A 13,202-nucleotide genomic window follows, 5' to 3' on the forward strand; every position below is an offset into this window, starting at 1 on the left:
ATGGGTATGTTCGATTTCCTCAAGCCGAAGAAGAACACCGCCACGATCGCGAAGGACCGGTTGCGCATCATCGTCGCGCAGGAGCGGACCAATCGCGGTGCCCCCGATTACCTCCCGCTGCTGCAGCGCGAGCTGCTGGAAGTGATCCGCAAGTACGTCAGCATCGACGTCGAAGCGGTCAAGGTGGATCTGGTCAAGGATGGCGACCACGACGTGCTCGACATCTCGGTCGCGCTGCCTGAAGAGCGTCAGGCCACCGCCTGAGTCGTACGGGTGGATGCGCCTCGCGACATCGAAACGGCCGACGCGGCCGGACACGTGCTGTGTCTGGCCGAGATCGGGTTCGACGCGCCCGCCGCCCTGCTCGCCCGTTACGGCCTGACCCTGCATCGCGTGCCCGACGGCGCGCCGATTCCAGGCAGTTACTGGGGCGCGCCGGAGGCCGGCATCATCGGCGTCGACGTGCACGCGCGTGGCGATACACCGGTGCATTCGCTGCTGCACGAAGCCGGCCACCTGATCGTGCTGCCGCCCGAGCGCCGCGCCGCGGTGCACACCGATGCGACCGATTCGGTCGAGGAAGAAGACGCGACCTGCTACCTGCAGATCGTGCTGGCAGACGCGTTGCCGGGCGTCGGCCAGGATCGCCTGATGGCAGACATGGACACCTGGGGCTACACCTTCCGCCTGGGTTCGGCGCGCGCGTGGTTCGAACACGACGCCGAAGACGCACGCGCCTGGCTGATCGCGCGTGAGCTGCTGCCCGCTGTGGATCGGCTGGACGCCGCCGCGCTGTAGACGCGCGACGCGAAACGACGCACGCACAGCTGCACGCGAACGCAGCGCCCGGCCACGCTTGAGAGACATCTCAAACACTGTCATCCAGCACCCGCCTTCGGCACATCGACACTTGCAGCCCCGTGGGCGGCGCACTAGCCTCCCGGTTCCCTAGCTGACCGGAAGCTGTCCGTGAAACAACGCCACGCCCTGCTCGCCCTCGCCGTGGCCGCGAGCCTGACGCTCGCCGGCTGCAACCGCTCCGAATCCCCCGATGCCGCCGTGCCGGCCGGCAATGCCGCGGCGCCGGCCGGCGAAACCGCCGACCAGTTCATCGCGCGCGTCAATGAAGAAGTGCGCACGCTGATGCCGGAGCTGACCGCCTCGCAGTGGCTGTCGGCGACCTATATCAACGACGACAGCCAGTTGCTGGCCGCCAAGTACAACGAGCGCTATCTCGCCCAGCTCAACAGCTGGATCGAGCAGGCACGCAAGTTCGAAGGCCAGCAGATGTCGCCCGAGACCGCGCGCGCGATCAACCTGCTCAAGCTCGGCGCGGCGATGCCGCCGCCGCGCAATCCCGAACACCTCGCCGAACTCACGAAGCTCGCGTCGAAGATGGAAGGTACCTACGGCGCAGGCCAGTACTGCACCGGCGAAGGCGAAGCGCGCAGCTGTCGCCAACTGGGCCAGCTCGAAGACGTGCTGCGCAGCAGCCGCGATTACGACGCGCAGCTCGATGCCTGGCAGGGTTGGCATACGATCGCCCAGCCGATGCGCGCCGACTACACGCGCTTCGTCGAACTCGTCAACGAAGGCTCGCGCGACCTCGGCTTCGCCGATGCCGGCGAAGCCTGGCGCTCGGGCTACGACATGCCGCCCGCCGAGCTCGCCGCCGAGACCGATCGCCTGTGGAACCAGGTCAAGCCGCTGTACGAGCAGCTGCACTGCTACACCCGCACCCGCCTCGAAGCGCGCTATCCGGGCCGCGGCACCGTCGACGGCGGCCTGCTGCCGGCGCATTTGATGGGCAACATGTGGCAGCAGGACTGGGGCAACCTCTGGGACGTGTTGCAGCCCTACCCCAACGCCGGCGACCTCGATATCACCGGTGCGCTGGAGAAGAACTACCAGGCGCAGCTCAACGAGCGGATGGTCAAGGAGAACGCGCTGATCGATTCCGATCGCCGCGCCGACATCGCCCACGCCGCGCAGCTCGACAACGCCAAGCAGATGAACGAGCGCGCGCAGGATTTCTACACATCGCTCGGCATGCCCGCGCTGCCCGAAAGCTTCTGGACCAAGGCACAGTTCATCAAGCCGCGCGACCGTGACGTGGTCTGCCACGCCAGTGCCTGGGACATGAACATGGCCGGCGACGTGCGCACCAAGATGTGCACCAAGCCGAACGAGGAAGACTTCACGACGATCTACCACGAGCTCGGCCACGTCTATTACTACCTCGCCTACAACGGGCGTCCGCCGCTGTTCCAGAACGGTGCGCACGATGGTTTCCACGAGGCGATCGGCGACACCATCGTGCTGTCGATGACGCCGCAGTACCTGCAGTCGATCGGCCTGGTCGGCGAGCAGCAGCAGACGCAGGAATCGCTGGTCAATTCGCAGATGCGCATGGCACTGGCGAAGGTGTCGTTCCTGCCGTTCGGTCTGATGATCGACCGCTGGCGGTGGGGCGTGTTCGACGGCTCGATCACGCCGGAGAACTACAACAGCGCGTGGTGGTCGTTGAAGGCGCAGTACCAGGGCGTCGCCCCGGCCACCGCACGCGGCGAAGAGTTCTTCGACGCCGGCGCGAAGTACCACGTGCCGGGCAACACGCCGTACACGCGTTACTTCCTGTCGCACGTGCTGCAGTTCCAGTTCTACAAGGCGCTGTGCGATGCGTCCGGCCACACCGGTCCGTTGAACGAGTGCAGCTTCTACGGCAACAAGGCCGCCGGCGAGAAGTTCTGGGCGATGTTGGAGAAGGGCAACAGCCAGCCTTGGCAGCAGACGCTGAAGGAGCTGACCGGTGGAGAGCAGATGGACGCTGCGCCGGTGCTCGAATACTTCGCACCGCTGCAGACGTGGCTCACCCAGCAGAACGAAGGCAAGACCTGCGGCTGGACCGCGCCCGCCACCGCGCAGTCACCCGCACCTGCACCGGCCGCGCAGCCTGCCGCACCGGCGCCGACGCAGGGCTGATCCCACGTCGCGTGGACTCGAAGAAGGGCCGGCATTCGCCGGCCCTTCTTCGTTTCAGCGGAGCACCGGACTCACATCTGATCGGTCGGCTCCAGCGATGCGGGATCGCGCGGACAAGCCGGAAGTCGCGTGTCGCGCGAGAGTTCCCAACGCCAGAACATCCAGCCGACCAGCATGAAAGCCGCCGACGTCACCGCCAGCAGCAACGGCTGGTGGCTGACCAGCGGCGACAGCAGACCGGCGACCGCAGCATTGAGTACCAGACCGGTGAAGGCCTGCAGCGAAGACGCCGAGCCACGCTGGCGCGGATACATGTCGAGGATCGCGAGCGTGAGAATCGGAAACGTCAGCGCGATACCGAAGGAATTGAGCATCGCCGGCATCACCGCCCACGGAATTTCGGGCTGATCGACCAGCAGGTTGTAGGCGACGTTCAACGCCACCGCGACGCCACTGCAGGCGAAGCCGATGTTCGCCAGCCGCGTGCCGGTGATGCGCCCCGCCGCCCGGCCCGAGACCCAGGAGCCGATCATCATGCCGCTGATCATCGGCACGAAGAACCAGCCGAACTGGCGTTCGTTGAGGCCGAGCACGTCGACGACGAACACCGGGGTCGAGGCGATGTACAGGAACAGCGCCGAGAAATTGAACGCACCGGCGGCGGCGATCCGCTGGAAGCGACTGTTCGCGACGATCGACACGTAATCGCGCAGCAACCGCCGCGGCGCGAGCGAGATCCGGTGTTCGCGCGGATGGGTTTCCGGCAGCCACAGCCAGACGACGACCAGCAGCACCAGCGAGAACGCGACCAGGAACCAGAAGATCAGCGGCCAGCGGCCCCAGCCCAGCAGCCAGCCACCGATGATCGGCGCGATCGCCGGCGCGATGCTGAAAATCATCATGACCTGGCTCATCAGGCGCTGGGCGTCATCGCCCTGCAGCACGTCACGGATCACCGCGCGGCCGACGATCAGGCCCACGCCGGCCGACAGGCCCTGCAGCGCGCGGAACGACAGCAGCGTGGGCAGGTCGGTCGACAGCGCGCAGCCCACCGACGCGACCACGAAGATCGCGAGCCCACCAAGAATCACGGCGCGCCGGCCGATCGCATCCGACAACGGACCGTGGACGATGCTCATCAGCGCGTAGGCGATCAGATACACCGCGATCGTCTGCTGCATCGCCGCCGGGTCAGCATCCAGATCGCCGCCCATCGCCGGGAACGCCGGGAAGATGGTGTCGATCGAGAACGGCCCGAACATCGCCAGGCCTGCCAGCAGCAAGGCGAGTGTGCGGATCGACGGCATGCGCGGCTGTCTCACGCGCACACCTGCCACACGCTGGTCGGGAGAGACGCATCGGATAGCGCCGGCGCGCAGGCGACGGCAGGACAACAGGATTCGGACATCGGAACACCGGCGGACGTCCGCATTCACGGACCGGGCGCGGCGCAGGCGCCGCTTCGAAGCGCGACATCATAGGCCGGTCGATGCGTACGCCCCGGCAACGGCGCGTTCCGCGGGGCCGTCGCGACACGCGCGGGCGCGCGGAGTGGCCGGTATACTGCGCCGCGTATGCAGTGGGAGAAGCGGGCGCTCCTCGTGAGCGTCCCTGCCGTAGGCGCAACCGCCCGGAATCGCTCAGGCCCAGTACCGCTGCAGCGGCAAGACTCTGGAGAGACCGGAGGCCCGTATGGGCACACCCGGCGCCGAAGGGGCACGAAGCGCATCGCTTCCAAACTCTCAGGCAAAAGGACAGAGGGGCACGCGGAAGACCGGCGGTCTTCGGCCATCGTCGTCCAGAGCGGATCGACGTGGGCGTACGCCGGCATTCCTTGAGCCCCGCCTTTTCCGGATGCCCGCCATGACCGCTTCGACCCTGCGCGACCTCGAACACCACTCGGCCTTCGTCGAGCGCCACATCGGCCCGAACGATGCGGAGATCGCCCACATGCTCGGCGTGGTCGGCCACGACTCGCTCGATGCGATGACCGATGCGATCGTGCCGGGCAAAATCGCGTCCCGCGCGCCGCTCGCCCTGCCCGACGCGATGACCGAAGTCGAAGCGCTGGCGAAGATCCGCGCTGTGGCGACGCAGAACACGGTGCTGCGCAGCGTCATCGGCCAGGGCTACTACGGCACCCACACGCCGAACGTCATCCTGCGCAACATCCTCGAGAACCCGGCCTGGTACACGGCCTACACGCCCTATCAGGCGGAGATCTCGCAGGGCCGCATGGAAGCGCTGATCAACTTCCAGACGATGGTCACCGACCTGACCGGCATGGACATCGCCAACGCCTCGCTGCTCGACGAGGCGACCGCCGCCGCCGAAGCGATGACGCTGGCCAAGCGTTCGGCGAAGTCGAAGTCCAATGTGTTCTTCGTCGCCGACGACCTGCATCCGCAGACGCTCGACGTGCTGCGCACGCGCGCCGACGGCCTCGGCATCGAACTGCTGATCGGCCCCGCTGCCGATGCGAAGGATGCCGACAGCTACGGCGTGCTGCTGCAGTACCCGAACACCTTCGGCCGTATTGGCGATCACGCCGAAGTCGCAGACGCCGTGCACGCGCGTGGCGGCATCGTCGCGGTCGCGACCGACCTGCTGGCGCTGACCCTGATCCAGGCGCCGGGCCGCTGGGGCGCCGACATCGTCGTAGGCAACTCGCAGCGCTTCGGCGTGCCGTTCGGCTTCGGTGGCCCGCACGCCGGCTTCATGGCCTGCCGCGATGCCTACAAACGTTCGATGCCGGGCCGCCTGATCGGCGTATCGGTCGACGCCGCCGGCAACCAGGCCTACCGCCTGACGCTGCAGACCCGCGAACAGCACATCCGCCGCGAGAAGGCGACGTCCAACATCTGTACCGCGCAGGTGCTGCTGGCGGTGATGGCGTCGATGTACGCCGTCTACCACGGCCCCGACGGCCTGACTCGCATCGCCCGCCGCACGCATCGCTTCGCGTCGATTCTCGCGGCTGCGCTCGGCAAGGCCGGCACGAACGTCGGCGATGCATTCTTCGACACGCTGCACGTGACCGGCGTCGATGCCGATGCGCTGCACGCCAAGGCGCGCGATGCCGGCTTCAACCTGCGCGCGATCGACGCGTCGTCGGTCGGCATCAGCCTCGACGAGACCACGACCCGAGACGAGGTTGTCGCGCTGGCCGGGCTGTTCGGCGCCGACGTCGACATCGAAGCGCTCGACGGCGCGACTGCCGATGCGTTGCCGACGGCGCTCGCGCGCGACACGAAGTACCTGACCCACCCGGTGTTCAACACGCATCACAGCGAGCACGAGCTGCTGCGCTACATGCGCACGCTGGCCGATCGCGATCTGGCGATGGACCGCACGATGATCCCGCTGGGCTCGTGCACGATGAAGCTCAACGCGACTGCCGAGATGATCCCGGTCACCTGGCCCGAATTCGCCAACATCCACCCGCTGGCGCCGGCCGACCAGACCGTGGGATACACCGAACTGATCGACGGCCTGGAAGCGATGCTGGTCGAGATCACCGGCTACGACGCAGTGAGCTTCCAGCCCAACTCCGGCGCGCAGGGCGAGTTCGCCGGCCTGCTCGCCATCCGCGCCTACCAGCAGGCGCAGGGCCAGGGCCATCGCGACATCTGCCTGATTCCCGAATCCGCGCACGGCACCAATCCGGCGTCGGCCCAGATGGTCGGCATGACGGTGGTCGTGACCCGCTGCGACAAGGACGGCAATGTCGATGTCGACGACATCCGCGCCAAGGCCGAGAAGTATTCGGATCGCCTGGCCGCGATCATGATCACCTACCCGTCCACGCACGGCGTGTTCGAGGAAGACGTGGTCGCGATCTGCGACATCGTCCACCAGCACGGCGGCCAGGTGTACACCGACGGCGCCAACTTGAACGCCCTCGTCGGCGTGGCCAAGCCCGGCAAGTGGGGCTCGGACGTCAGCCATCTGAACCTGCACAAGACCTTCTGCATTCCGCACGGCGGCGGCGGCCCGGGTGTGGGCCCGTGCGCGGTCAAGTCGCATCTCGCGCCTTACCTGCCGCGCGCGCTCGGTGGCGATGGCGAGGTGGGCATGGTCTCGGCGGCGACGCACGGCTCGGCCTCGATCCTGCCGATCAGCTGGATGTACATCGCGATGATGGGCGCCGACGGCCTGCGCCGCGCCACCCAGGTCGCGCTGCTCAATGCCAACTACGTCGCCAAGCGCCTCGCGCCGCATTACCCGACGCTTTACACCGGCCGCAACGATCTGGTCGCGCACGAATGCATCCTCGATCTGCGCCCGATCAAGGACGCCACCGGCATCAGCGCCGAAGACGTGGCCAAGCGCCTGATCGATTTCGGCTTCCATGCGCCGACGCTGAGCTTCCCGGTGAGCGGCACGCTGATGGTCGAACCGACCGAGAGCGAATCGCTGCACGAACTCGACCGTTTCATCGACGCGATGATCCAGATCCGCGACGAGATCCGCGCGATCGAGGACGGCCGTCTGGATCGCGAGGACAACCCGCTCAAGCACGCGCCGCACACCGCGGTGCAGGTCACCGCCAGCGAGTGGACCCACGCCTATCCGCGGGAACTGGCCGCGTTCCCGCTGGCGACACTGCGGCACACGAAGTACTGGCCGCCGGTCGCACGCGTCGACAACGTGCACGGCGACAAGAACGTGTTCTGCAGCTGCATCCCGGTCGGTTCGGCCGAGGACGAGCCGGAAGCCTTCAGCGAGCCGGACGTCGTCTGATCCGACGATGCGGATCGGCCGGCGACGTACCGGTCGATCTGCGAATTGCGTCACAACCTGACCCGACCGTACGGTCGGGTCTGTTGTCTCCGCCGTAGGCGCGGAAACGCGCCGCGTCGCGGCGGGCTTCACCAGTTGTGAACATTGGCACGCGGGTTGCTACTGAGGCTCAGCCTCCCCCGCTCCGGTCCAGTCCATGCTCGTCGGCACCTACAACCCGCTGCTCGTCGCCATCTCGTACGTCGTCGCCGCGTTCGCGTCTTATGTCGCACTCGACATGGCCGGCCGGATCGCCGCGAGTGACGGCTGGGCCTCGCGCAGCTGGCTGATCGGCGGCGCGGTCGCGATGGGCTTCGGCATCTGGTCGATGCACTTCCTCGGCATGCTCGCGTTCGAGCTGCCGATCCCGCAGGGCTACGATCTCGCGGTGACGCTGTATTCGCTGCTGATCGCGATCTGCAGCTCGGCCTACGCCCTGCACGTGATCTCCGGCCGCGACCTGCCCGCGCGCAAGCTCGGCGTCGCGGCGCTGATCCTCGGCGCCGGCATCGCGGCCATGCATTACGTCGGCATGGAAGCCATGCACATGCAGCCGGGCATCGACTACCACCCGGGCTGGTTCGCGCTGTCGATCGTGATCGCGATCGCCGCTGCCGGCGCGGCGCTGTGGATCGCGTTCTCGCTGCGCCGCGAGGGCGCGGGCGTAGTGCGTGCGCGCAGCCTGGCGGCGCTGGTGATGGGCGTGGCGGTCGTCGGCATGCACTACACGGGCATGGCCGCGGCGGGCTTTCCCGAAGGCAGCATCTGCGGCGCCGCGATCGCCGGCGGCATCTCGCCGCAATGGCTGGCCAGCCTGGTCGGCGCGACGACGTTCGCCATCCTCGGCATGGCGCTGACGACCTCGATCCTCGACCGCCGCCTGCAGGAGCGCACCACGCTGCTCAGCGATTCGCTGAAGAAAGCGAACCAGGAGCTGACCTATCTCGCCCTGCACGACAATCTCACCAAGCTGCCAAACCGCCTGCTGCTGGAGGACCGCCTCGAACACGCGATCCGCCGCGCAGTGCGCAACGGCACCCACTTCGCCCTGCTGTTTGTCGATCTTGACGGCTTCAAGGCCATCAACGATGCCTACGGCCACCTCGTCGGCGACCGTCTGCTGCTGCAGGTCGCACGCCATCTCACGTCCGAAATCCGCGCCGAGGACACGCTGGCGCGCCTGGGCGGCGACGAGTTCGTCGTGCTGGCCGAAATCCGCGAGCCGGGGGACGCGGCCACGCTCGCCGACAAGCTGCTGCAGACGGTGGCGATGCCGGTGCAGATCGAGGGCGGCGAACTCAACGTGACCGGTAGCATCGGCGTGGCGATCTTCGGCGCCGACGGCACCAGCGCGCGCGAACTGATGGCCAACGCCGACGCGGCGATGTATTCGGCGAAGGATCAGGGGCGTAACGCCTACTGCTTCTTCGAGCCATCAATGAACCGCGGCGCACATGCCGAACTTGCGCTGATCCAGGATTTGCGCAGGGCGCTGGCGCTGGACCAGTTCACGCTGAACTACCAGTCCAAGGTGCGCGCGCCGGACGGGCCGCTGATCGGGCTGGAAGCGTTGTTGCGCTGGCACCATCCCGAGCGGGGCCTGGTCATGCCGGCGACCTTCATTCCGCTGGCCGAGAAGACCGGCCTGATCCTCGAGATCGGCCGCTGGGTCATCAACGAAGCCTGCCGCCAGCTGATGGAATGGCGCGCCATGGGCCGCGATGTACCGTCGGTGTCGGTGAACCTGTCGGCCACCCAGTTCCGCTCGCCCGGCCTGTTCGGCAAGATCAAGGAGGCGCTCGCACGCCACGGCATGCCGCCGTCGTCGCTGGTGCTGGAGATCACCGAGTCGACCGCGATGCACGACCCGGAAGCGAGTCTCGCCATCCTGCAGCGGCTGTCGGCGCTGGGCGTGCAGATCTCGATCGACGATTTCGGCACCGGCTATTCCAGCCTGCTGTATCTCAAGCGGCTGCCGGCCAGCGAGCTCAAGATCGACCGCGCCTTCGTCAAGGATCTGGTTGCCGGCAGCGAAGACGCCGCGATCGTCTCGGCGATCATCGCGCTTGGCCGCACGCTGAACCTCTCGGTGATCGCCGAGGGCGTCGAGACCGAAGCCCAGCAGAAGTTGCTGACCGAGCTCGGCTGCAGCTCGCTGCAGGGCTTCCATTTCGGCATGCCCGTCGACGCCGCGGCGATCGGCGCGCGGCTCTGACGGAACACCGGATGCGTCGGACCACGAACGCCCAGCGGTCCAACCACTGACGAAACGTTCGCCGCCTTCCGATTCCGGAGGCGCGGACGCGTCGCGTCAAACGATGTCGCTGGTTTCTTCAGCCAGGCTTTCCAGCAGTGCGTCGATCGGCATCGGACGTCCAAGGTGGTAGCCCTGCGCCTGGTCGCAGCCGTGCGCGCGCAGCCATTCGAGTTGTTCGGATTCCTCGACGCCTTCGGCGATGATCGCGAGCCCCAGGCCATGGCCGAGCGCGATCAGTGCGCGACAGATCGCGGCGCTGCGCGGATCCTCCGTCACATCGCGCACGAAGGCGCGATCGATTTTCAGATGGTCGAGCGGCAGTTCGCGCAGATACGTCATGCTGGAGAAGCCGGTTCCGAAATCGTCGATCGACAGGCACAGGCCTTCGTTGCGCAGCGTGCCCATCAGCGAACGCGCATCGTCGGGATGTCGCAGCAACACGCTTTCGGTCAGCTCCAGATGCAGCGCGTGCGGCGGCAATGCGTGCCGTTCGAAGAGCTTCCGGATCGATTCCGGGCTCATGTCGGCCTCGAACTGCACCGCCGACACGTTCACCGCGATCGCCACGTCGCCATGTCCGGCAGCGACCAGACGCGCGTGCATGCGCGCCGATTCCTCCAGCACCCAGCTGCCGATCGGCACGATCAGGCCGGATTCCTCGCACAGCGGAATGAACTGTGCCGGCGAGACGTAGCTGCCGTCCGGCTGACGCCAGCGCAGCAACGCTTCGATCGCGGCCAGGCTGCCGTCGTGCAGACGATGGATGGGCTGGAAATGCAGCTCGAACTCGCCACGCTCATGTGCCTGGCGCAGTTGCCGCACCATCGCCAGGCGGCTCGACGCCTGTTCGGCCATCGCCGCGCTGTAGTGCACGACTTGCTGGTTCTCGCGTCGCGCATGCAGCGACGCCAGCGCCGCATGTCCGATCACCTTCTCGGCGCCGACGTCCTCGCAGGGGCCACTCGCCAGTCCGATCCATGCTTCCAGCGGGAAGGTGCCGCCCTCGGCCTCGACCGGCATGCCGATCACGTCCAGCAATGCGGTCACCATCGCGTCCAGCTGGCGAGGATCGAGCGCGGCGACGACGAACGTCTCGGACGGCATGTAACCGCAGGCGCCAAAGCGCTCGGCGAGCTCGCTGATGCGCGCAGCGGCTGCGCACAGGATGTTCTCGCCGGCCCGGCGGCCGAGCGTCGGCGCGATCAGCTCGAGGTCACGCAGCTGCACGTAGGCGATCGCGAATCCGGCTTCGCCATCTGCCGAACAGTGGGAATCGAGCTGTTCGGCGAGCGCAGCGAGGGTCAGCATGCCGGTGGTCGGGTCGTGGTTCGCGCGCCAGGCCAGATCACGTTCGTATCCCATGCGCACACTGACGTCCTCGGCCAGCACGAGTCGCGCTGGCCGCCCGTCGAGCTCGATCGTGCGCGCGTGCACGCGCACCTCGATGTGCCGCGCATCGCGGGTCATCAGCATCCACAGCCGATCCTGTGCGTCCTCGCCACCGCCGGGCATCAACGCTTCGCGGCCTGCGGCCTGATCTTCCGGTGCGAGCAGATCGGTGATCGCCATGTGCAGCAGATCTTCGCGGCTGTAACCGTAGGTCTCGACCGCCGCCTCGTTGACTGCGAGGAAATGCAGATCTTCCAGATCGTAGACCCAGGCCGGCAGCGGATTGCGCTCGAAGATGTGCCGGAACTGCAGTTCGGCGCGCTCCATCCGCTGTTGTGAATCGCGGCGTTCGGTCACATCGATGACGGTACCGGTCATCACCGGCTCGCCCGCGTCGCAGACCGTCGCGCCGCGGGCCTTGAGCCAACGCACGCTGCCATCGCCCAGCCTGACGCGGTATTCCTGCACGAAGGGCTGCCGGTCGACCTGCGATGCAGAGAGCTCACCGCGGATGCGCGTGCGGTCGTCCTCGTGGATGCGCTCGAAAAAATCGCTCACCGGCACCCGGCCACCGCGTCGCGCCAGTCCGTAGAGCGCGACCATCTCGTCGGTGGCGCGCACATAGCCCCGGGTGGGATAGAGACGCCAGACGCCTGTACCGGATGCGAGCTGGGCCTGTTGCAGCCAGTCCGCCTGCTCGGCGACTTCTGCCGCCAGCCCTTTGCGCGCGGCCTCGTCACGCCGCGCGCGTCGGAGCACCAGACCGAACGCACCCCAGTAGAGCAGCGCCAGCACCAGCGCCGAAGTCGCGTAGATCCGCCACTGCGCGAGGGCTTCGCGCAAGCCGATACCGGCGCTGACGACGAACGGATAATCGCTGGTATTGCTGAAGGTCACCGCGCGCTTGACGCCATCGAGCTGGCTGACCATGTGCTCGCTGAGACGCGCGCCCTCGCCGCGCGCACCTGCCGGCAGATCGATCCGTTTGCCGACATGCGTGCCCAGATGTCCGAAACGCGCCACGACCACGCCGTTCTGGGTGTAGATCGTCGCGCTGCCTTCGCGTCCGATATCCAGCGCGTTGACCATGTTTTCCAGTTCGCCGGTGCGGAACATGGCGACCATCCAGGTGCCATTGCGCGTCGGGACTGCCAGCGGCAACACCCAGCCTTTCGACAGTGGCAGCAGCGGGCCGGCGGCGAGGTCGGCATCACCCGGCTCCAGCGTTCGCACCCATGCACTGATCCGGGGATCGGCCCCTGGCGTGGCGTTCCCCTTCGCATCGAAGCGCAGGACGGCCTCGAGTTCCTGGTGGCGGTTCACGACGCCGTGCACCCAGGCATCGAGGCGCGCGGCCGCTTCGGGCGCCGGCAACGTCGCGTCGGCTGCCTGCCCGGCTGCGATACCGTGCATCGCGCGCTGGATGTTGCGCAGCTCGTAATGCAGCAGACGATCGACGCCGGTGGCGAGCGCCATGCTCTGACGGGAGGCCGCATCCAGACGCGCCTGTCGATCGAGCAGTACCAGCGCGCACAGACCGATGGTGAGCACGGCCCCCAGCCAGATGCCGGTATTGCGCATCGCCCGGACGGACCGCAATCGTCGCTGCTGCGTGTTGTCGGCATCGGTCTCCATCTCGGATCTGTCCGCATGCAGCGACAGTCTGGCTCGCACTCCCGTTTGGAGGTTGCAGGATGCCGCGAAAGTCCAGGAGTGCGTCCCTGAGAAAATTCTGAAAGGCTCCCAGAAGCGGGCGCGGGTTGAAGACGGCAGCGGCTGGCTTTGTGTACCC

7 protein-coding genes and 1 riboswitch are annotated in these 13,202 nt (G+C 67.2%); of the genes, 5 read left to right on the top strand and 2 right to left on the bottom strand.

Annotated features, from left to right (window positions below):
• From minE to ACZ9YD_RS00235, 3 genes are all read left to right on the top strand, one after another.
• On the top strand, window positions 1-264 hold the full coding sequence (gene minE / locus ACZ9YD_RS00225; protein WP_465073126.1) for a cell division topological specificity factor MinE: 264 nt from the start codon (window positions 1-3) through the stop codon (window positions 262-264).
• Window positions 265-291: 27 nt separating this feature from the next.
• A complete protein-coding gene (locus ACZ9YD_RS00230) occupies window positions 292-798 on the top strand; it encodes a hypothetical protein (protein WP_465073225.1) in 507 nt (168 codons plus the stop codon).
• A gap of 171 nt (window positions 799-969) precedes the next feature.
• Complete coding sequence (locus tag ACZ9YD_RS00235; protein WP_465073127.1) at window positions 970-2,982, top strand: M2 family metallopeptidase; 2,013 nt, start codon at window positions 970-972, stop codon at window positions 2,980-2,982.
• A gap of 71 nt (window positions 2,983-3,053) precedes the next feature.
• On the opposite strand, the gene ACZ9YD_RS00240 is transcribed toward ACZ9YD_RS00235, so the two are convergent.
• Window positions 3,054-4,289, bottom strand: coding sequence for a multidrug effflux MFS transporter (locus ACZ9YD_RS00240; protein WP_465073128.1), 1,236 nt, complete (start codon window positions 4,287-4,289; stop codon window positions 3,054-3,056).
• Window positions 4,290-4,643: 354 nt separating this feature from the next.
• A riboswitch (glycine riboswitch) is annotated at window positions 4,644-4,750 on the top strand.
• Window positions 4,751-4,836: 86 nt separating this feature from the next.
• Between ACZ9YD_RS00240 and gcvP the strand changes: the two genes are divergently transcribed.
• Together gcvP and ACZ9YD_RS00250 are read left to right on the top strand one after the other, a co-directional pair.
• A complete protein-coding gene (gene gcvP, locus ACZ9YD_RS00245; RefSeq protein ID WP_465073129.1) occupies window positions 4,837-7,725 on the top strand; it encodes an aminomethyl-transferring glycine dehydrogenase in 2,889 nt (962 codons plus the stop codon).
• Window positions 7,726-7,921: 196 nt separating this feature from the next.
• Window positions 7,922-9,979 (top strand): putative bifunctional diguanylate cyclase/phosphodiesterase, encoded by a 2,058-nt coding sequence (locus ACZ9YD_RS00250; RefSeq protein ID WP_465073130.1) that lies wholly within the window; start codon window positions 7,922-7,924, stop codon window positions 9,977-9,979.
• A gap of 96 nt (window positions 9,980-10,075) precedes the next feature.
• Here ACZ9YD_RS00250 and ACZ9YD_RS00255 read toward each other — a convergent pair whose 3' ends face one another.
• Window positions 10,076-13,045, bottom strand: a complete 2,970-nt coding sequence (locus ACZ9YD_RS00255) for a bifunctional diguanylate cyclase/phosphodiesterase (RefSeq protein WP_465073131.1) — start codon at window positions 13,043-13,045, stop codon at window positions 10,076-10,078.
• Between the last annotated feature and the right edge of the window lie 157 nt (window positions 13,046-13,202).

The sequence above is a fragment of the Luteimonas sp. AC640a genome, from assembly GCF_979256585.1.